Origin of the sequence: Mesorhizobium sp. M1342 (assembly GCF_040317955.1) — a bacterium.
In the GTDB taxonomy this organism is placed as follows: Bacteria; Pseudomonadota; Alphaproteobacteria; order Rhizobiales; family Rhizobiaceae; genus Mesorhizobium.
This window is the reverse complement of record NZ_JAMYLI010000018.1, coordinates 37,582-57,862: the sequence shown is the minus strand read 5'-3', so window position 1 is coordinate 57,862 and position 20,281 is coordinate 37,582. Positions and strand designations below refer to the sequence as shown.

19 protein-coding genes are annotated in these 20,281 nt (G+C 64.6%); 12 read left to right on the top strand and 7 right to left on the bottom strand.

Annotated features, from left to right (window positions below):
• The 6 genes from NKH06_RS19435 (at window position 1) to NKH06_RS19410 (ending at window position 6,144) form a co-directional block, all read left to right on the top strand.
• Window positions 1-312 carry a sarcosine oxidase subunit delta gene (locus NKH06_RS19435; RefSeq protein WP_023810124.1) on the top strand — a complete coding sequence of 104 codons (312 nt, stop codon included), beginning with the start codon at window positions 1-3 and terminating at the stop codon, window positions 310-312.
• Entirely contained in the window at window positions 309-3,302 is a 2,994-nt protein-coding gene (locus tag NKH06_RS19430; protein ID WP_352893703.1) for a sarcosine oxidase subunit alpha, read from the top strand. The genes NKH06_RS19435 and NKH06_RS19430 overlap by 4 nt, the downstream gene beginning before the upstream one ends.
• On the top strand, window positions 3,295-3,879 hold the full coding sequence (locus NKH06_RS19425; protein ID WP_023810122.1) for a sarcosine oxidase subunit gamma: 585 nt from the start codon (window positions 3,295-3,297) through the stop codon (window positions 3,877-3,879). The genes NKH06_RS19430 and NKH06_RS19425 overlap by 8 nt, the downstream gene beginning before the upstream one ends.
• Window positions 3,880-3,938: 59 nt before the next feature.
• Window positions 3,939-4,169: a hypothetical protein gene (locus NKH06_RS19420; protein WP_023810121.1), complete on the top strand. Its 231-nt coding sequence runs from the start codon at window positions 3,939-3,941 to the stop codon at window positions 4,167-4,169.
• A gap of 75 nt (window positions 4,170-4,244) precedes the next feature.
• Complete coding sequence (locus tag NKH06_RS19415; RefSeq protein ID WP_023810120.1) at window positions 4,245-5,030, top strand: ThuA domain-containing protein; 786 nt, start codon at window positions 4,245-4,247, stop codon at window positions 5,028-5,030.
• Between the two features lie 64 nt (window positions 5,031-5,094).
• A complete protein-coding gene (locus NKH06_RS19410) occupies window positions 5,095-6,144 on the top strand; it encodes a Gfo/Idh/MocA family protein (protein ID WP_352793525.1) in 1,050 nt (349 codons plus the stop codon).
• A gap of 42 nt (window positions 6,145-6,186) precedes the next feature.
• On the opposite strand, the gene NKH06_RS19405 is transcribed toward NKH06_RS19410, so the two are convergent.
• The 5 genes from NKH06_RS19405 to NKH06_RS19385 form a co-directional block, all read right to left on the bottom strand.
• The gene (locus NKH06_RS19405; protein ID WP_128303161.1) at window positions 6,187-6,435 is read right to left on the bottom strand and encodes a DUF680 domain-containing protein; all 249 of its coding nucleotides are present in this window, start codon (window positions 6,433-6,435) and stop codon (window positions 6,187-6,189) included.
• Between the two features lie 170 nt (window positions 6,436-6,605).
• Window positions 6,606-7,244 (bottom strand): TetR/AcrR family transcriptional regulator, encoded by a 639-nt coding sequence (locus NKH06_RS19400; RefSeq protein WP_352629506.1) that lies wholly within the window; start codon window positions 7,242-7,244, stop codon window positions 6,606-6,608.
• 163 nt (window positions 7,245-7,407) lie between these two features.
• Window positions 7,408-8,439, bottom strand: a complete 1,032-nt coding sequence (locus tag NKH06_RS19395; protein WP_352440908.1) for a phosphotransferase family protein — start codon at window positions 8,437-8,439, stop codon at window positions 7,408-7,410.
• A complete protein-coding gene (locus NKH06_RS19390) occupies window positions 8,436-8,921 on the bottom strand; it encodes a MaoC family dehydratase (protein ID WP_352893701.1) in 486 nt (161 codons plus the stop codon). Before NKH06_RS19390 ends, NKH06_RS19395 begins: the two co-directional genes overlap by 4 nt.
• 39 nt (window positions 8,922-8,960) lie before the next feature.
• The gene (locus NKH06_RS19385; protein ID WP_352440909.1) at window positions 8,961-9,776 is read right to left on the bottom strand and encodes an SDR family oxidoreductase; all 816 of its coding nucleotides are present in this window, start codon (window positions 9,774-9,776) and stop codon (window positions 8,961-8,963) included.
• Between the two features lie 115 nt (window positions 9,777-9,891).
• On the opposite strand from NKH06_RS19385, the gene NKH06_RS19380 reads away from it, so the two are divergent.
• The 6 genes from NKH06_RS19380 (at window position 9,892) to NKH06_RS19355 (ending at window position 15,797) form a co-directional block, all read left to right on the top strand.
• Complete coding sequence (locus NKH06_RS19380) at window positions 9,892-11,133, top strand: acyl-CoA dehydrogenase family protein (RefSeq protein ID WP_023810113.1); 1,242 nt, start codon at window positions 9,892-9,894, stop codon at window positions 11,131-11,133.
• 52 nt (window positions 11,134-11,185) lie between these two features.
• On the top strand, window positions 11,186-12,223 hold the full coding sequence (locus tag NKH06_RS19375) for a zinc-binding dehydrogenase (RefSeq protein WP_023810112.1): 1,038 nt from the start codon (window positions 11,186-11,188) through the stop codon (window positions 12,221-12,223).
• A gap of 215 nt (window positions 12,224-12,438) precedes the next feature.
• Window positions 12,439-13,602, top strand: a complete 1,164-nt coding sequence (locus NKH06_RS19370; protein WP_023810111.1) for a glycosyltransferase 87 family protein — start codon at window positions 12,439-12,441, stop codon at window positions 13,600-13,602.
• Entirely contained in the window at window positions 13,595-14,584 is a 990-nt protein-coding gene (locus tag NKH06_RS19365) for a glycosyltransferase (protein ID WP_023810110.1), read from the top strand. The genes NKH06_RS19370 and NKH06_RS19365 overlap by 8 nt, the downstream gene beginning before the upstream one ends.
• The gene (locus NKH06_RS19360) at window positions 14,581-15,390 is read left to right on the top strand and encodes a ChbG/HpnK family deacetylase (RefSeq protein WP_023810109.1); all 810 of its coding nucleotides are present in this window, start codon (window positions 14,581-14,583) and stop codon (window positions 15,388-15,390) included. Before NKH06_RS19365 ends, NKH06_RS19360 begins: the two co-directional genes overlap by 4 nt.
• Complete coding sequence (locus NKH06_RS19355; protein WP_023810108.1) at window positions 15,387-15,797, top strand: GtrA family protein; 411 nt, start codon at window positions 15,387-15,389, stop codon at window positions 15,795-15,797. The genes NKH06_RS19360 and NKH06_RS19355 overlap by 4 nt, the downstream gene beginning before the upstream one ends.
• Window positions 15,798-15,858: 61 nt before the next feature.
• Here the strand turns inward: NKH06_RS19355 and NKH06_RS19350 are convergent, their stop codons facing one another.
• Together NKH06_RS19350 and NKH06_RS19345 are read right to left on the bottom strand one after the other, a co-directional pair.
• The gene (locus NKH06_RS19350) at window positions 15,859-18,990 is read right to left on the bottom strand and encodes an efflux RND transporter permease subunit (protein ID WP_023810107.1); all 3,132 of its coding nucleotides are present in this window, start codon (window positions 18,988-18,990) and stop codon (window positions 15,859-15,861) included.
• Window positions 18,987-20,150, bottom strand: a complete 1,164-nt coding sequence (locus tag NKH06_RS19345) for an efflux RND transporter periplasmic adaptor subunit (RefSeq protein WP_023810106.1) — start codon at window positions 20,148-20,150, stop codon at window positions 18,987-18,989. The genes NKH06_RS19350 and NKH06_RS19345 overlap by 4 nt, the downstream gene beginning before the upstream one ends.
• Window positions 20,151-20,281: the final 131 nt, after the last annotated feature.

The following is a 20,281-nucleotide window of genomic DNA, read 5'->3' as shown; positions in this document are numbered from 1 at the left end:
ATGCTTCTCATCCGCTGCCCCTATTGCGAGGAAGAGCGTCCGGAACTCGAGTTCCGCAACGCTGGCGAGGCGCACATCGCGCGCTCGGCCAATATGGCCGGCGAGAGCGACGACGATTTTGAAAAGTTCTTCTTCATCCGCTCCAACCCCAAGGGCATCATTTATGAGCGCTGGCGGCACATGCATGGCTGTGCGCGCTTCTTCAATGCCGTACGCGACACCGTCACCGACAAATTCGTCATGACCTACAAGGCCGGCGAGCCCAAACCCACCAAGCTGCCGAAAAACTCCAACGAAGTGGTTGCCAAATGAGCGGCGCGTTCCGCATTCCCGGCGCTGGCCGCTTCAGCCAAGCCAAGACCGCGCGGTTCAGCTTCGATGGCCAGTCCTATGCCGGCATCGAGGGCGACACGCTGGCCTCGGCGCTGCTCGCCAATGGCGTCCATCTCGTCGGCCGTTCGTTCAAGTACCACCGTCCGCGCGGCATCCTGTCGGCGGGCGCCGAGGAGCCGAACGCCCTGGTCGAAATCAGGCGCGACGCGGCACGCAAGACGCCGAACGTGCGGGCGACCGTGCAGGAGCTCTATGATGGGCTTGATGCGCAGTCGCAGAACCGCTGGCCGTCACTGTCCTTCGACCTCGGTGCGGTCAGCGATATCGCCTCGCCGCTGCTTTCGGCCGGCTTCTACTACAAGACCTTCATGTGGCCGAAAGCGGCGTGGAAGACGCTCTATGAGCCAAAGATCCGCGCCGCGGCCGGTCTTGGCGTTTCCCCGGACCAGCCGGATCCCGACCATTATTCATCGCGCTATGCGCATTGCGACGTGCTGGTGCTGGGCGGCGGTGCGGCAGGCATCGCGGCAGCGCTTGCGGCGGCCGAGACCGGCGTGCGCGTCATCCTCGCCGACGAGCAGGCCGAGTTCGGCGGCAGCCTGCGTTTCGAGAGCGGCGCGAAGATCGACGGCCAGGACGGTTTTGCCTGGGCGCAAGCTGCCGTGGCGAAGCTCGCCGCGATGGACAATGTCCGCGTGCTGTCGCGCACGACGGCGTTCGGCTACTATGCGCAGAATTTTATCGGGCTGGTCGAGCGTGTCAGCGAACATCTGAGGACCCCCGGCCACGATCTGGCGCGCGAGCGGCTTTGGCAGGTCCGGGCCAAGCGCGTGGTGCTGGCCTCCGGTGCGATCGAGCGCCACATGGTGTTTGCCGACAATGACCGGCCCGGCATCATGCTGGCGGGTGCCGCGCGCACCTATCTCAACCACTATGGCGTCGCCGTCGGCAGGAATGTCGGCGTCTACACCGCCAATGATTCCGCCTATGCAGCGGCGATCGACCTGAAGAAAGCCGGCGTCAACGTGGCGGCGATCGTCGATCTGCGCGACAATCCGACCGGACCGGTGATCGACGAGGCGAGGGCGCTCGGCATCGAGGTCAATTTCGGCCGCGCGGTGATCCGCGCCGGCGGCAAGCTCAGGGTCTCGTCGATGACCGTGCAGCCGAAGAATGGCGGCGGCGAACGCACCATCGCGGTCGATGCGATACTGATGTCGGCCGGCTGGACGCCGTCGGTGCATCTGTTCTCGCAGTCGCGCGGAAAGGTCGCCTTCAACGACGAGACCAAGCGCTTCGTGCCGGGCATCTATGCGCAGGACTGCGTCTCGGTCGGCGCCTGCAACGGCACCGACGGGCTGTCTGCGACGGTCGATGAGGCCTATGCGGCAGGCGCCAAGGCGGCCAGGGATGCGGGTGCCAAAACCGCCAAGGGCAGCAAGCCGAAGGTAGACGCCTCGGAGAGCTGGTCGCGCGGCATGCTGGGTGCAGCGCCCGGCGCCGGGTCGGATACGACGGTGAAGGCCTTCGTCGATTTCCAGAACGACGTCACCGCCAAGGACATCCGCCAGGCGGTGCACGAAGGCATGCGCTCGATCGAGCACGTCAAGCGCTTCACCACCAACGGCATGGCGACCGACCAGGGCAAAACCTCCAACATGCACGGCTTGGCGATTGCCGCCGAGACGCTGGGCAAGCCGATCCCGGAAGTCGGCCTGACCACGTTCCGGGCGCCCTATACGCCGGTCACCTTCGGCGCGATCGTCAGCCATGCGCGAGGTCCGCTGTTCGACCCGACACGCAGAACCGCGATCCATCCCTGGGCCGAGGCGCAAGGTGCCATGTTCGAGGATGTCGGCCAGTGGAAGCGCGCCTGGTATTTCCCCAAGGCGGGCGAGGACATGCACGCGGCGGTCGACCGCGAATGCGTCGCCGTGCGCAAGACGGCTGGCCTGTTCGATGCCTCGACGCTGGGCAAGATCGAAGTGGTCGGGCCGGACGCGGCCAAATTCATGGAACTGCTCTACACCAACCCATGGGAGAAGCTGGAGCCCGGCCGCTGCCGCTACGGCATCATGCTGCGCGAGGACGGGTTCATCTATGATGACGGCGTCGTCGGCAGGCTGGCCCCCGACCGTTTCCACGTGACGACGACGACCGGCGGCGCGCCGCGCGTCATGAACCATATGGAGGACTATCTCCAGACCGAGTTCCCGCATCTCAATGTCTGGCTGACCTCGATCACCGAGCAATGGGCTGTTATCGCGGTGCAGGGACCCAAGTCGCGCGACATCATCGCGCCGCTGCTCGAAGACATCGACATGTCGGACGAGGCGCTGCCGCACATGTCGGTGCGCGAAGGCAAGATCTGCGGCGTGCCGACGCGGCTGTTCCGCATGTCGTTCACCGGCGAGCGCGGCTTCGAGGTGAACGTGCCGGCCGACTATGGCCAGGCGGTCTGGGAAGCGCTGTGGGCCGAAGGCCAGAAGCATGGTGCGGCTGCTTATGGCACCGAGGCGATGCACGTGCTGCGCGCCGAAAAGGGCTACATCATCGTCGGCCAGGACACCGACGGCACGGTAACGCCGAACGACGCCGGCCTCGATTGGGCGGTCGGCAAGAAGAAGCCGGACTTCGTCGGCATCCGCGGCCTGACGCGGCCAGATCTGGTCGCCAAGGGCCGCAAGCAATTGGTCGGCCTGAAGACCAGGGATCCCAAGGTGGTGCTGGAAGAGGGCGCGCAGATCGTCGAGGACCCGAAGCAGGCGATCCCGATGAAGATGATCGGCCATGTCACCTCGAGCTACTGGTCGGAAAATTGCGGCCGCTCGATCGCTCTGGCGCTGGTCGCCGGCGGCCGCGACCGGATGGGCGAGACCCTCTATGTGCCGATGCCGAACGGGGTGATCGAAGTGGAGGTTACCGGCATGGTGTTCTTCGACGAGACGGGAGGGCGCCTCAATGGCTAAGGCCGCTGCAAGAAAGACGGCTCCGGCTGCATCGCCTTCGGTCGAACGCCGTCCGGCGCTGGCTGGGCGCAGCACCACTGCCGCCAGCGTCAAGGTCGAGGTGCTGCCGCCGGCCGAGCGCGTTTCATTACGGGCGCCGGAGGCTTCGGTCGCAGCGCTTTCAAAGGCGCTCGGCGTGACCTTGCCGAACAAGCCGAAAACCGCTGCCGCGAACGGCGGGCGCACCGCTCTGTGGCTCGGCCCCGACGAATGGCTGGTCATCGATGAGGCCGACAACGATCCGCTCGCCGATTGCGCCAAAGTATCCGCGCTGCATTCGGCGGTCGGCGTCTCGCATCGCAACATCGCGATATCAGTGACGGGTGCCGGAGCGGCGGCGGCGATCAATGCGGGCTGCCCGCAGGACCTGTCGCTCGACGCCTTCCCGGTGGGAGCAGCGTCGCGCACCATCCTGGGCAAGACCGAGATCGTGCTGCTGCGCACGGGTAACGACGCCTTCCGGGTCGAATGCTGGCGTTCCTTCTCGGACTATGTCTTTACTTTGCTGTCCGAGGGATCGCGCGACGCGGCGGTCTGAACTCGGAACGTTTTGCAGGGCACGCTCGTTCTGCATCCGCACGCCGAGGGAGAATGCCGATGCCGTCGAATTCCGCGCCGAAGTCGCCGGTCATAAAGACATCGGCTGTCCGCTCGCTCGAACACGAGCGGCACGAAGCGCCGAGCGCCGAAGACGAACTCGAGGAAGGCCTCGAAGACACGTTCCCGGCCAGCGATCCGATATCCATCACTGGAACGGCCATTCCTGGAGCTCCGGCAAAACCAGGCAAGGCCAAGACCGTGCCCGGGCGCAAGAGGCGCAAGCCGTAGTTTCCATCGGGCAAGATCTCATCGGGCCTTCTCAATCCCCTTGGACATGCTATTTAAAGCGCTTTGGGAGATGAAATGCCGACAAAAGCGATCGTATGGGGCGAGAACGTCCACGAGCAGACCAATGAAGCCGTGCGGGACCTCTATCCCTTGGGGATGCACGGCACCATTGCCGCCGCCCTCAACCAGGACAAGGGCATCGAGGCGACCACCGCCACCTTGCAGGAACCCGAACATGGCCTGAGCGAGAAGCGCCTGGCGGCCACCGACGTGCTTTTGTGGTGGGGCCACGCGGCGCATGGCGAGGTCAAGGACGATATCGTCGAGCGGGTGCAGAAGCGGGTCTGGGAAGGGATGGGCCTGATCGTGCTCCATTCCGGCCACTACTCGAAGATATTCAAGCGGCTGATGGGCACGCCCTGTTCGCTGAAATGGCGCGAGGCGGGCGAGCGCGAGCGCGTCTGGGCGATCAACCGCGGCCACCCGATCGCGCAAGGCATCGGCGAGTGCCTGGAGATCGGCGAGACGGAAATGTATGGCGAGCCGTTCGCCGTGCCGGAGCCGCTCGAGACGGTGTTCGTCTCCTGGTACGAGGGTGGTGAGGTGTTCCGATCCGGGCTGACCTACCAGCGCGGTGCAGGACGGATCTTCTACTTCTCGCCCGGCCACGAGACCTATCCGATCTATCACAATGAGGGCGTGCAGCAGGTGCTGCGCAACGCCGTCCATTGGGCGCACAACCCGGCGCCGGCCTGGTCCGGCATCACCAACGCGCCGAACGTGCCGACGGATGCGGCCAAGGAGAAGATCGTGCAGAAGGGGCTGCGCCTGCATGCCGACGGCGACAAGGGCCTGAGTTGATTCGGGCCTGAGCTGATCGGGGCCTGAATTGCTTAAGGCGTGAGTTGATTGGGGCTTGGGGCTAATGCACCGAATTCTTCTGCTCGGCACCGGCGGTATCGCCGGGCATCATGTCGAGGAGTTTGCCGAGATCCCGGGCTGCAGCATCGTCGCCTGTGTCGACCAGGTGCCCGGCCGCGCCGCAGCGTTTGCCGCCGTCAGCAAGATCGGCGAATCTTTCGAGAGCCTGGAGGCGGCGATCGCCTGGGGTCAGTTCGATGCCGCCATCAACGCGACGCCGGATGGTGCGCATATGGCGACGACGCTGGCGCTGCTTGCCCAGGGAAAGCATGTGTTTTGCGAAAAGCCGCTGGCGCCGAACCACGCCGACGCGCTTGATATGACCGAAGCGGCCGAGGCTGCAGGGGTGGTCAACATGGTCAACCTGACCTATCGCAACTCACCGGCGATTCATGAAGCGCGGCGCATGGTGCTGGCCGGCGAGATCGGCGAGCTGCGCCATGTCGAGGCGAGCTACCGGCAAAGCTGGCTGGTCAGCCAGTCATGGGGCGACTGGCGGGTCGAGGACAAATGGCTGTGGCGCTTGTCCAGCCGGCACGGTTCAACCGGCGTGCTGGGCGACGTCGGCATCCACATCCTGGACTTCGCCACCTATGGCGCCGATCAGGACATCGTCAGCCTCCACGCCGATCTGGTGACGTTTCCGAAGGCCGAGGGCGAGCGCATCGGCGACTATCTGCTGGATGCCAATGACAGCGTGGCGATGACGGCCCGGCTCAGTTCCGGCGCGCTCGCCACGATCGCGGCGAGCCGCTACATGACCGGCCACGCCAACGATTTGTCGCTGGCCCTGCACGGCACCAAGGGCGCCATCAGGGTCGAGACCGACGGCAAGGCATCTAACCTGTCGGCCTGTCTCGGCGGCGATGTCGATCTTCAGCAATGGCGAACGCTGGCGCTGCCCAGTGTCAAGCGCAATGCGCGACGCTTTGCCGATGCGCTGGATACAGGCCGGAATGGCGATCCGTCGTTCCGGCGTGCCGCCGACATGCAGAAGCTGATCGACGCAGCCTTTGAGAGTTCAGCGGCGAAGCTGCCGATTTCGGTCGGCTGAAACTGGCCGGCTTGTGCCGGCCAGACGTGATTTCCGCAGATATCAGAATGCGCTCGGCACAATCCACGGATTGATGCTGATGCCGAGGCGCGGGCCCTTGCCTTCAGCGGTGTTTTGCGTGGCACCCTTCTTCTCGACCGAACCGGTCGAAGCGCAATCGAGCTTCACGTTGGTCTTGGTGTCAACGCAGGCCGCCACCGGCGCATGCTTGACGGGGTGGGTGGTGTTGGCGGCGAAGGCCGAGCCCGAAAGTGCCAGCACGGCGGCGAGGGTGAGGAGTGTCTTTTTCATTGTCAGTCTCCGTTTTCGACGGGTAAATTTCTCTCGTACATGTACGATACACTGTACATATACGCCCGTCGATCGCGAAGTTCAAGGAAAACCGTACGCGTACAATAAATTTTTTGTTAACCAAGAAACCCCCAGTCTGGAGGGGATACACAAACCAAAGGAAACGGGGTTCAGCAGTTGACCGGTGTCTCGGTCAGCGGCGGGACGTTTTGCGTGCTGAGCGTGGCGAGCGTGAAATCGCACATCCGCTTCACGAAGGCCTGCGGATCGCCGAAAGGGTAAAAAGGAAAGGTGATGAGCAGCGAGATCGTGCCGTGTCCGACCGCCCACAGCATGGTGGCGATGGCGCGCGGGTCGCCCTGCAATTTGCCAGCGGCGACGCAGGCCTCGACCCTGCTGATCAGCACCTTCATAGCGGGGTTGCTCTCTTCCATTTCGTTGTAGCCTTCTGGCAGCTTGGTCTTTTCGGTCATGAACACGGTGCGGTATTCGTTGGGATTGCCGAGCCCGAAGGCGGCGTATTCGGTCATCACCGCCTGCAAGGCCTCGATCGGATCGTCGGATGGATGCCCCTCGATGCGGCGGGCGAGTGTCTCGAATGCATCCTCGGCCAGAGCGAACAGGATGTCCTGCTTGTCGGCGAAGTAGGAGTAGACCGACATCGGGGCATAGCCGACCCGCTTGGCCAGCTTGCGAATGGTCAGGCCTTCATAGCCTTCTTCCTGGACGAGCTTGTGCGCGGCCTCGACCAGTTCGGAGCGCAGTTCGGCCTTTTGTTTCTCGCGGCGTGTCTGGACGCTCTGCGGCAAGATCTGGTGCCTTTGGTTGGTTGGTGGCTGGCTAAATTATATACGCTGTACGGAAACGGACAAGGGCACGGGAAGTTCCCAAGCGGTATGCTTCGGATCGTGCCCACGCTCGTCGAAGTTGGCGGCACCCGTGATCAGCACCTTTGCTCCGTCAAAGCGGCCATCACGCCTCCTTGTCGATCAGCTTCGCGGCAAGACGCGAAAGCAGCTTCACCGCCTCGCCATAGGTCCGGGCTTTTTCCGGATTGGAGGCATTGCCGTCCAGCGCCCGCTTGTAGACGCCTTGGCAGATCGCGGCCAGCCGGAAGAAGGAAAAGGCCAGGAAGAACGTCCAGTTGCCGATACCGGTGAGCCCGCGCCGCCGGCAGTAGGCGGCGACGTAGTCCGTTTCGGAGGGCAGCCCGAGCGCCGCTCGGTTGATGCCGCCCAGGCCGCGAAAACCCGACGCGTGCGGCAGCCGCCATTGCATGCACTGATAGGCGATATCGGCGAAGGGGTGGCCTGATGTCGACAATTCCCAATCGAGCACCGCCAGCACCTTTGGCCGGTCCGGCGCGAAGATCAGATTGTCCAGCCGGTAGTCGCCATGCACCAGCGAGATCCGGCCGTCATCGGCGGGCATATGCGTTTCCAACCAGGCAATCAGCCGGTCCATGTCGGCGACGGTGCCGGTTTCCGAGGCATGGTACTGGCTCGTCCAGCGCGCCAGCTGGCGCTCGAAATAATTGCCCGGCCGCCCGAAATCGCCGAGCCCCACTGTCCCGACATCGATTTCGTGCAGCGCCGCGAGGGTTTCGTTCATGGCATCGTAGATGGCGGCGCGTTCTTCGTTGTCGCCTGCCTCCGGCAGGGCCGGATCCCAGAAAATGCGGCCGTCCAGGAAATCCATCACGTAGAACATACGGCCGATGGGCGAGTCTTCCGCCGACAGATGCAGCATGGCAGGCACAGGCACGGCGGTGCCGGCAAGCGCGCTCATCACCCTGAATTCGCGGTCGACCTGATGCGCCGATTTCAGCAATTGCCCCGGCGGCTTGGCGCGCAGCACATAACGGCCGCTTGCCGCCGTCAAAAGGTAGGTCGGGTTCGATTGGCCGGATTTGAACTTCTCGACTGCAGCAAGCCCGGAAAAGCCCGGTATGTTCGCCTCGAGGTAAGGCGCAAGCGCTGCCTGGTCGAGAACGGGATCACTCATGCCGTCTCGGGCTGGCGTTCGATCAAGGTCAGCGTCAGCCAGCGCGCGGTCAGTGCCGGCTTCTTCGAACCCTCGATCTCGATCGTCACGTCATGCGCGGTCTGCACCCAGCCCGACGGCCTGACCTTGACGTCGGCCAGCACGAACCGCGTGCGGATGCGCGCGCCGGTTTTCACCGGCGCCAGGAAGCGCAGCGAATCGAAGCCGTGGTTGACGCCCATCTTGCCGTTTTCCAGCGGCGGCATGGTCTCGAAAGTCATCGCCGACAACAGCGACAGCGACAGGAAGCCGTGCGCGATGGTGCCGCCGAACGGCGTTTCGCGCATGGCCCGCTCCGGATCGCAGTGGATGAACTGGTGGTCGTCGGTGGCGTCGGCGAACTGATCGATCATGCGTTGCGTGACCGCCCGCCACGGCGACACGCCAACCTCCTTGCCGACACTGGCCAGAAGCACATCGAGACCGATCGGTTCCACGCTCATGTCCTCCAGTTCACCCCCGGCTTCTGTGGCCGGAAAATGTCATTCCTTGAACAAGGTCAGCCCATGCTGCACCGACTGTCCGCCGTCGATCGGCAGGATGGCGCCGGTGACATAGCTGCCTGCACGGCTGCACAAATAGAGCGTTGCACCGGCAATGTCATCCGGTGCGCCGATACGGCCGATCGGAACATGGCCGCCGACATGTTTGGCCTGTTCCTCGCTGCCGGTGAAGAAAGCGGTCATCCGGCTCTGGAAAGGGCCGGGAGCAAAGGCGTTGACGGTGATGCGGCGGGCGGCGAACTCCAGCGCCAGTGTACGCGTCAGATGGTGAACCGCAGCCTTCGAGGCCGTGTAGGAATAGGCGTCGTCGGCCAGCGGCTGCGTGCCCATCACCGAACCGAGATTGATCACCCTGGCCGGATCGGCGTCGCTGGCGGCAGCGTCGAGCAGCGGCAGCAATTCGCGGGTCAGATGGAAGACCGCGGTGACGTTGACGCCGAACACCTTGGCCCAGGCATGGTAGGGGAAGCTTTCCAACGGTGCACCCCAGGAGACGCCGGCATTGTTGACCAGAATATGCAGTTTCCCGGTCCGCGCCTTGACCGCGGCGACGAGTGCAGCGATGCCGGCTTCGCTAGAAACGTCCCCGGCGAAGCCCTCGGCCCGGCCCGGTGCACCAAGCTCGTTCAACTCTTCGGCGACCTGGATGCAATCCTCGCCCTTGCGCGACGCGATCATCACGCTGGCGCCGGCCTGCACCAGCGCGGTCGCCGCCATGCGACCGATGCCGGTCGCGGCACCCGTCACCAGCGCGGTCTTGCCGGCCACCGAAAACAGCTCGTCCAGATAGCTCATCACAATCCTCCGCGCTCGGCATGCGGGCAAACAGTTCGCGTTGACAAGGCTATCCGAAGTACGGTCATCCTTGCCACTGACAAAATGCCTGGCATGCATGAAGGGTTAGCGACCGATGACGGAGATGAATCTCGGCATGACCGAGCGGCTGAAGCCGATCCACGCGCGCGTCGCGGCCATGGTTCGCGACGAGATCATGCCGCTCGACAGGGAATTCCTGAGCGAGGTGGGCAAGGCAGGCAACCGCTGGGTCTACAGTGCGCGCCAGAGCGAGATCCTCGAAGGGCTGAAGAAAACCGCAAGGGAGCGCGGCCTGTGGAATTTCTGGCTGACCGGCTCGGAACGCGGCTACGGCCTTTCCACCGTCGAATATGCCTATCTGGCCGAGGAGATGGGCAAGGCGCATCTTGGCGCCGAGACCTTCAACTGTTCGGCGCCCGACACCGGCAATATGGAGGTGCTGGAACGGTACGGCTCGGCCGACCACAAGAAAGAATGGCTGGAACCGCTGATCGAGGGCAAGATCCGCTCGGCCTATCTGATGACCGAGCCGGATGTCGCGTCGTCCGATGCCACCAACATTGCCATGCGCTGCGAACGCCAGGGCGACGACTACGTGCTCAACGGCGAGAAATGGTGGGCTTCGGGCGCCGGCGATCCGCGCTGCGCCATCTACATCGTCATGGTCAGGACCGGCGGCGATGACGAGCCGCAGCACCGCCGTCATTCGATGATCCTGGTGCCATCAGGCACAAGGGGTGTGACCAAGGTCCGGGCCATGCAGGTTTATGGCGATGACGACGCGCCGCACGGCCACATGCATCTTCGCTTCGACAATGTGCGGGTACCGACATCGAACCTGATCCTCGGCGAGGGCAGGGGGTTCGAGATCGCGCAAGGGCGGCTCGGTCCCGGCCGCATCCACCATTGCATGCGCGCCATCGGCCAGGCCGAGATGGCGCTCGAGATGCTGTGCCAGCGTTCCTTGCGCCGCGAGGCCTTCGGCCAGAAGCTGGCAAAGCTCGGCGCCAATTTCGACATCATCGCCGAATGCCGCATGGAGATCGAGATGGCCCGGCTGCTCTGCCTCAAGGCGGCGTGGATGATCGACCAGGGCGACGCCCGCGCCGCAGCCCCCTGGATCAGCCAGATCAAGGTGGTGGCACCCCGCGTCGCGCTCAAGGTCACCGACGAGGCGGTGCAGATGTTCGGCGCGCAAGGCATCAGCCAGGACACGCCGCTGGCGCGGTCGTGGACGCATCTGCGGACCTTGCGCCTCGCCGACGGGCCGGACGCCGTGCATCGCCGTCAGGTGGCGCGCACCGAGCTGAAGAAATACACGCAAGAAAAGGTCTGAGCGCCGGCATCGTCATCTGGCGATGCCGACAGTCCAAGCACGGAGTGTTCCAATGGCCGTCCCCTCCGAAATGAAGGCGCTGCTGCTGGTCGGCGACGGCTACACCAGGACGCCGAGCGGCAGTGTGCTGGAGGCGATGGAGCCGTATCTCGAGCCGGGCAACATCGCGGTGCCGACACCCGGACCGACGCAGGTGCTGATCAAGGTCAGCCTCGCCTCGATCAACCCCTCCGACATCGCCTTCGTCAAGGGCCAGTACGGCCAGCCGCGCGCCAAGGGACAGCCGGCCGGCTTCGAGGGCGTCGGCATCGTCGTCGCCAGCGGCGACGAGACCTATCCCCAAAGCCTGATCGGCAAGCGCGTCGCCTTTGCCACCGGCGTCACCAACTGGGGCTCGTGGGCCGACTATGCCGTCGCTGAAGCTGCTGCATGCATTCCGCTGCTCGACACGGTCCGCGACGAGGATGGGGCGGCGATGATCGTCAACCCGCTCACCGCGCTCGCCATGTTCGACGTCGTCAAGGAGGAAGGCGAGAAGGCCTTCGTCATGACCGCCGGCGCCAGCCAGCTCTGCAAGCTGATCATTGGCCTGGCCAGCGGAGAGGGCTTCCGGCCGATCGTCACCGTGCGCCGCGACGACCAGATCGCGGCGCTGAAAGCGCTCGGCGCGGCGCACGTCCTCAACGAAAAGGCGCCGGATTTCAAGGCAGCGCTGCGCGAGGTGATGAAGGCCGAACAGCCGCGCATCTTCCTTGACGCGGTGACCGGGCCGCTGGCTTCCGCCATCTTCGACGTCATGCCGAAGCGTTCGCGCTGGATCATCTATGGGCGGCTCGATCCCGAACACACTGTTATCCGCGAGCCCGGCCAACTGATCTTCCAGCACAAGCATATCGAAGGGTTTTGGCTGAGCGAGTGGATGCGCCAGTTCCGCGATCGCCGCGGCCCGGCGATCCTGGAAGCGCAGAAGCGTTTTTCCGATGGGCGCTGGTCGACCGACGTGACGGCGGTGGTGCCGCTTGCCGAGGCGATGGCGCGGGTGCCAGCGGAACTGGCCAAGCCGAACGGCAAGGTGTTCATCCGGCCTTAGGCCAATTCGAAAGATTCGAGCAGCTTGGACGGGAGGGGCCTCGGAGGGCTTTGCGGGCAGAGATTGCCGGTTATCCGCCGACGCGGGACCGTCAGGCCGATATCCTGGTCCATCAAGCCCCCTATGCCACGCCGCTGCGTCCGTGATATGCCGCCGCCATCGAATGCCGGGACAGGCTGGACTGAGCCTGTTCCGGGATTGTGTGGGGTGCCTTGATGACGATTTCCAAGCCGGTTTTCGACCGTTTGGGGTTTGGCCTGTGGATCGGAGCGTTCCTGGTCGTTCTTGCCATGGTCCTGTGGTCGCCGTACACGCGGACGGTATGGAAGGCCTATATAGATGGCAGCGAGGCGCTTCTGGCCGGTCTGCCACTCTACGACACCCAATCCGAGATGGGGTATCTCTACGCGCCGGCCTTCGCCGCGCTCTACACTCCAATAGTCAAGCTCGGTCCGCATCTGGGCGGCGTGATGTGGCACTCCCTCGGGTTTGCGGTGCTGACCTATGCCGCGATGCGGCAGGTGCGCAAGCTCGGTGGTGACGAGTTGATGTGGCTGCTTTCTTTCGGCCTCTTCCTCGCTGTGCCGATGGCGCTCGGCGCGATCCGCAACGGCCAGGCGACGATCCTTTTGACCGGCGCTTGCTGGCTTCTCACATTGTCGGCGCTGGAAGGACGACGGGCGGAGACGTTCTTCTGGGCTTCGCTCGCCATCATCGCCAAGCCGACCGCGATCATAATGCTGTTGTTGGTAGGAGCCCTTCGGCTTCGGTTGATACCGGTGCTGGTGCTGGCGGTGCTGTTCGTGCTCGCACTGCCTTACGCTTTTGCTCCCGCCGGCTATCTCAACGATCAGTATCGTGTCTTCGCCCAGATGCTGACCTCCATGGCCGTCGAGAACACCAGCCATTTCGTGTCCACCGATTTCACGGCACCGTTCACCACGATAGGGCTGCCGATACCGGAATTCGGCGCAACGATCGTGCGCATGGTCATGGCCCTGCTTACGCTTTCAGCCGTCATCTGGTTCGACCGCAGGCTCGAACAGGGAAAGGCGGCGCTGGCGATCTTCCTGACGGCCACCTTCTACATGTGCGTCTTCAACCCGCGCGTCGAACCCAACACCTTTGCCATGATCGCGGTACCAGCCGGTCTTGCCATCGCCCTGTTGTGGCGCGAAGAACGGGGCGGCGTCCTCGCCTCGGTGCTGTCGATGACGCTGTTCGTGACCGGGCTGAGCGGCGTCGAGCGCCATGTGCACGATTTCCTCTTCCCCTGGTTCCGGCCGGTCGCTGTCACTTTCATCGCCGGTTCGCTGATCTGGTGGTTCTGGGCCAAGGCACGGGAAAAGGTGGTGAATGCGGGAGTCGCGAATGGCTGAGTTGCGACAGAGCCTCGATATCGTTGCGCCATTCTTCAACGAGGCGGCATCGGCATCGGCCTTCGCGCGCCTGCTAGGCGAGCTCGAAGCGGCCGTGGCACAGCGCTTCGGCATGACCGTGCACAAGATCCTGGTCGATGACGGCAGCGGTGACGATGGCGCTGGACGATTTTCGCAAGCGCTGACGGGATCGTGGGAGATCGTCCGCCTCAGCCGCAATTTCGGCAAGGAAGTCGCTGTACTCGCCGGCCTCGACCAGTCGCGCGGCGACATGGTGCTGATCATGGACGCCGACCTCCAGCATTCCCTGGACATCAGCCTGAAGCTGATCGCCGAGCTGGTGGACCATCCGGACATCGACGTCGTCTTTGCCCAGAACGACCGCCGCGAGGCGAGCTGGCGGCGCAGCCAGCTTGCACGGCTTTTCTACAGCCTGATCAACAGCAGCCAGCGTTTCGATATTCCCGAAAATGCCGGCGACTTTCGCGTCATGCGCGGCGCTGTCGCGCGCGCTCTGACCAGCCTGCGTGACAAGCGTCGCTTCAACAAGGGCCTGTTTGCCTGGGCCGGCTTTCGCCAGAAGGCGTTGCCCTATTCGCCGGAAGGCCGCGCCAGCGGCACATCGAAATGGAGCCGGCTCAACCTCATCGCCTTCTCGCTGGAGGGGTTCACCTCGTTCTCCGTCATTCCGCTACGCCTGATCAGTCTTAGCGGGCTGCTCGCGGCGATGGCCGGCGCGCTCTATGGCGCCAAGGTGTTCTTCGAGGTGATCTTCTACGGCATTGCCGTTCCGGGCTACCCCAGCCTGCTGGTTGCCGTCGTTCTGCTCGGCGGCCTCAACCTGACCCTGCTTGGCCTGATCGGCGAATATGTCTGGGTGACGCTCAGCGAGAGCAAGGATCGGCCGGTCTATCTCGTGCGCGATGTCGTGCGCAGCGAGGCCCCCGCCGACCGGCCGGAGCCGGGCACTTCGAACAGATGACGCGGCGCATTCGCCTGATCGCTGACGATTACGGCCTGGCGCCTGGCGTTTCCGCCGGGATTCTCGATCTTCTCGATCGGGGGCGCCTGACCGGCACCAGCTGCATGACCGGCTTTCCCGAGTGGGCAAAGGAGGCAGAGCGCATAAAACCGCTGTGCGGCCGGGCCGCGGTTGGGCTGCACCTCACCTTGACCGACCAGTTGGCCGCCACCGGCCGGTCGGCCTTGGCGCCGGAAGGCCGGCTGCCACCGCTCCGCGCACTGGCCTTGCCTGTTCTGCGCGGCCGCATCGGCGACCGCCATGTCCATGCCGAGCTTGACGCCCAGTACGGCCGCTTCGTCGAGGCGCTTGGCCGCCGCCCCGATTTCGTCGACGGGCACCAGCATGTGCATTTCCTTCCCGTTGTGCGCACATGGCTGCGCACACGGTTTCCAGAAGGCGCCGACAGGCCGGCCCTGCGCGGCGCCCCGGCGCTGGCCGCAGGGTCGAAAGTCGCCGCCATTGCCGCGCTGGCTGCCGGGTTCAACCGCTCGATGCAGCGCGCGGGCTTCATCGTTTTCCAGCCGCTCGCCGGCATCTATGACTGGCGACAGCCCGAAAAGTTCGCTGCGGTTCTGCAGGCGGCCGTCGAAGGGTTGCCGGAGCGAGGGCTGTTCATGTGCCATCCCGGCCATGTCGACGAGACGCTGCGCGCGCGCGACACCATGCAAGATGTGCGCGAGGTGGAATTCGCGGCCCTCGCATCGGACGAATTCGGCGCTGGTCTGGCCCGCGCCGGCGTCGAGATCTTGGACGGCAAGAGATGAGCGAAGCCGATCGGCCCCAGCGTTCGGCCGGCAGCAAGATCGTCCGCTTCGCCATTGTCGGACTGGCGAACACGGCCATCGACCTTGCCAGCTTCTTCCTGCTGCTCAAGCTCGGGGTTCCGCCGGTGCCGGCCAACATCGCTGCCTGGTTCGTCGCCGTCACCTTTTCCTTCGCGGCGAACGGCTTGTGGTCGTTCGAGCGCAATCGAGCCATCCGGCTGCATGATGCGTTCCTTCGTTTCGCCACGCTTGGAGCGCTGATTTCGCTCGGTGTCTCCAGCCTCTCGATCGCGCTATTCGCCGGCATAATCGGGGTGTGGCCGGCGAAAATCGGGGGCGTCGTGGTGGCGGCGGTGCTGAATTTCCTCGCCGCGCGCTGGTCGATCGAAGGTCGGTTGCTGAGATAGCCGGAATTATTTTTCTTACGAAATTCCGGACGAAAAACCGCTACACACTTTCCTGGAATTTCTATTCTGCCGGCTCCACATTGGTGTAGGCGGCTTCCTCCAACTCGCGCTTCAGCCGGGCTTCCTCGTGGGTCTTCGGCGTGACGAAGCGGCCAAGCAGGAGATAGGCGACCGGCGTCAGGAACAGCGTCGAGACGGTGGCCAGCCCCAGGCCGCCGACGATGACCCAGCCGAGCGCGACGCGCGCCTCGGCACCGGCGCCGCTCGCCAGCACCAGCGGCAGGCCGCCGAGCACGGTGCAGATCATCGTCATCATCACCGGCCGCACGCGGATGATCGAGGCCTGTTCGATCGCCTCGCGCACGCCAAGCCCGCGGTCGCGCAACTGGTTGGCGAATTCGACGATCAGGATGCCGTTCTTGGCCATGACGCCGACCAAAAGCACCAGGCCGATCTGGCTGTAGGCGTTGAGACTGGTGCCCGAGAGGAGAAGCGCGAAAATCGCACAGGCCAGCCCGAGCGGCACCGTCGCCATGATGATGACGGCGCTGACAAAACTTTCGAACTGGGCGGCCAGCACCAAAAGGATGATGACCAGCGCGAAGCCGAAAATGGTGACCATGGCGCTGTTGGTCTCGCCTAGCGTCGCCGCCTCGGCCAGGGGCAGGATGCGGCTGCCTGGCGGCAGCAGCGGTGTGGCGATTTGCTCGGCGCGGGTGAGCGCGTCGCCAAGCGCGAAGTCGCCGCTGAGGTTGGAGGTGATCGCCACAGAGGGCTGCTGCTGTTCGCGCGACAGCGACGGTGGCACGGCGCGTTCGGTCAGCGTGGCGATGGTCGACATCGGCACGAAACGTCCGTCGGCTGTTTTCAGGAAGATGTTTTCCAGATCCGTCGGATCGTTGATCGGATTGGTGGTCGAGACCAGCTTCACGCCGTAGCTGCGGTCGGCGATGTAGACGTCGACGACGTCGTTGCCGTCGAGCATGGCCTGCAAGGTGTTGGCCAGTCCTGATATGTCGATGCCGAGGTCGGAGGCGCGCTCGCGGTCGATGGCCACGGCTAGCTGCGGCTGCGTCGGGTCGATCGACAGGCGCGGTGTCTGGAAGCGCGGGTCCTTCTGCATCTCGGCGATGATCTTCACGGCGGCATCGCCGAGTGCCTTGCGGTCGTTGCCGACCAGCGCGAACTGCAGGCCGTTGCCGGCGCCACGGATACCGAGGCTGTTGGGCTGCACCGGGAAGATGCGCACGCTCGGCACCTGCCTGGTCAGCTGGCTGATCTCGGCCATGATCTCCTGCTGGCTGCGGCTGCGCTCGTTCCACGGCGCCAGCGTCATCACCATGAAGCCGGAGTTGTAGGAGCCGTTCTGGCCGGCATTTTCGAAAGTGCTGCGGATCTCGCCGGAATCGCGCATCGGCTGGATCAGTCTCTCGATCTTCTGCATCTGCTGCGTTGTGTAGTCGAGGCTGACGCCTTGCGGGGCGCTGATGCGCAGAAGCACGGCGGCGCGGTCCTCGGTCGGCGTCAGCTCCTGGCGGATGGTGCCGAACAGCGTGAAGGCGGTGCCGGCGAACAGCACCGCGACCAGAAGCACGATCCATGGCGCGTCGAGGCAGGCGTGCAGGCTGCGCTTGTAGGCCGTATTGAGCGCGCCGCCGATGCGGGCGCCGATGCCATGGCCACCTTCGTGGTGGAGCGATGCGCTGGTCAGCATGCGCGAGGCGAGCATTGGGCACAGCGTCAGCGCCACCACGCAGGACAAGAGCACCGACATGGCAAGCACGAAGCCGAATTCGCGGAACAAGCCGCCGGTCTGGCCGGGCAGGAACGAGATCGGCACGAAGACGGCGACCAGCGTCAAGGTGGTGGCGATGACGGCGAAGAACACCTCCTGCGCGCCGAGCACGGCGGCGGCGCGCGGCCCCATGCCTTCGTTGCGTCGTCGCACGATGTTTTCGAGCACGACGATGGCGTCGTCGACGACCAGACCGGTCGCCAGCACCAGCGCGAGCAGGGTCAGGATGTTGACCGAGAAGCCGGCCAGATAGATGGCGGCGATGGTGCCGATCATGGCGACCGGCATCGACAGGCCGGGGATCAGCGTCGCACGCCAGTCGAGGAGAAACATGTAGATGACGATCAGCACCATGGTGACGGACAGGCCGAGCGCGATCTCGACCTCGTGCACCGCCCCCTTGACGAAGACAGCGTCGTCGCTGGTGATCTTGATCGACATGCCCTCGGGCAGGTTTTCCTGCAGCTTGGCGACGGCGGCCTGGACGCCGGTCGAGATGTCCAGCGTGTTCGATTCCGCCTGGCGGATGATGCCGATGCCGATGCCGGTCTTGCCGTCCGAGCGCAACGTGGTCTGGCCGACGTCGGGGCCGAGCGTGACGGTGGCGACATCGCGGATGCGCGTCGTGCCGCCGACAATTATGTTTTCGAACTCTTCAGGCGTGGTCACGTCGGCAGTCGTGCGGACGATCAGGTCCTGGTTGGTCGTGGTGATCGAACCGGCGGGGGAATCGAAGGCGACCGAGGCAAGGGCGGCCCTGAGGTCGGCGACCGTGAAGCCGAGGCTGGCCAGCTTGTTCTGGTCGACATCGATGCGGAAGATCTTGTCGCGGTCGCCATAGACCTGAACGTCGGCAACGCCGGGCACGGCGGCCAGCTCGTCCTCGATCTGGTCCTGGACCACCACGGTCATGTCCTGGATCGACATGTTGTCCGAGGTCACCGCCAGTCGCATCACCGCGTCGGAATTGGCGTCGGCCTTGACGATGCGCGGCGGATCGGCGGTGTCCGGCATCTGGTTGGCGACGCGGCCGACGGCATCACGCACGTCCGAGGCGGCGACATTCAGATCGACGCCATCGTTGAACTCGATGGTGACGCGGCTCGAGCCGAATGAGGAAGACGACGAGATCGACTTGACGCCGGAGACGCGGGCGACGGCGCCCTCGATGGTGTCGGTCAGTTCGCGATCGACGGTCTCGGCCGCCGCGCCCTCGAAGGTGGTGGAAACGGTGACCACCGCGCGATCGACGTCCGGCAGTTCGCGGATCTCGACGCCGTAGAAGGCGGCCAGGCCGGCGACCGCAATCAGTGTGTTCAGCACGAAGGCCATCACCGGCCTGCGGATGAACAGGGCGGTGAAGCCGGTCTCGCTGGCAGTGTTGGCGGGGCTGGTCATGTGCCTGCGGCGGCGTCCGCGGCGCGCTGCTCTTCGCCGGCGAGGCGGACCGCGCCGCCCTCGCTGACGCTCTGGGTGCCTTCTGTGACCACCATGTCGCCATTGTCGATCTCGGCGTCGATCAGCACGGTCTCGGTGTTGCGCTGTACGATGCGCACCGGGACCCGCCTGGCCTTGCCGTCCTCGATCTGCCAGACATAGGCGCCGTCCGCCCCCCACAGGATCGCCAGCGGGCTGACGGCCGGATAGGTTTGCCCCGGAAATTTCATGGTGATGCCGAACGACATGCCGGCGCGCAGTGAATCCGCCGGGTTGGCGATCTTGGCCTTGACCAGCAGGGTGCGGCTCTTTTCATCGATGTGGTTGTCAATGGCCGAAACGGTGCCGCTATAAGCATTGCTGGGATTGGCGATCGGCGTCGCCGTCAATTGTGCACCGATCTTGACGGCGGCAGCGAAGCGCTCGGGCACCAGGAAGTCGACCAGGATCGAGGACCGGTCGTCGAGCGTGGCGATGGCCGACTGGTTGGTGACATAATTGCCGGCCGAGATCGGCAGGATGCCGACGGTGCCGGCGATCGGCGCCAGAATCGACCGGCGCTGCAGTGCGAGTTCCGCATCCTGAAGCGCCAGCTTGGCGCCCGCCAGCACCACCTCGGCGTCAGCCACTGCGACTGGTGTCGCGGCATTGGAGGCACGAAGCGACCTGACACGGTCGAGTTTGGCCTGCGCATCCTGCAAGGCGAGCTTGGCGCGGTCCTGAGAGATCACTTCGGTCTCGGAATCCAGGGTGGCGAGAATCTGTCCCTTATCGACATGGCTGCCGGATTCGACCAGCAGTTCGGCGAGGCGGCCGGAGCTGTAGGGATTGACGGCCACCGAGGCGTTGGCACGGCCGGTGCCGATTGCCTGCAGGCGGTCGTTGATAACAGCCGAAGTGGCCGCAAGGGCGACCACGTTCACCCGCTGGTTGCCGCTATTGCGGCCGTTTGACTGCTTCGCGTTGGCGGCGCCGGTCTCAGCCGGGGGCGTTGCCGCGGAGGCCCAGTCGATGCCCCAGCGTGCCAGCACGTCCGGCGCGCCGGGATAAAAGCGCAGCCAGGCGGCTGCCGCCACCACCAGCACCACAAGTGCAAAAAGTATCTGTTTCCAGGCGGCCATCGGCACTCCGGTTGGTAAAACAATCCTTCCGTCTACCGGTTTCCCGAAATGAAGCAGACGCAGCGAGGCTATTGTAAGGCAAAGAAGCCGCCTCGATATCGCGTCTTTATGACAATTCTCCGGGGGCTGCG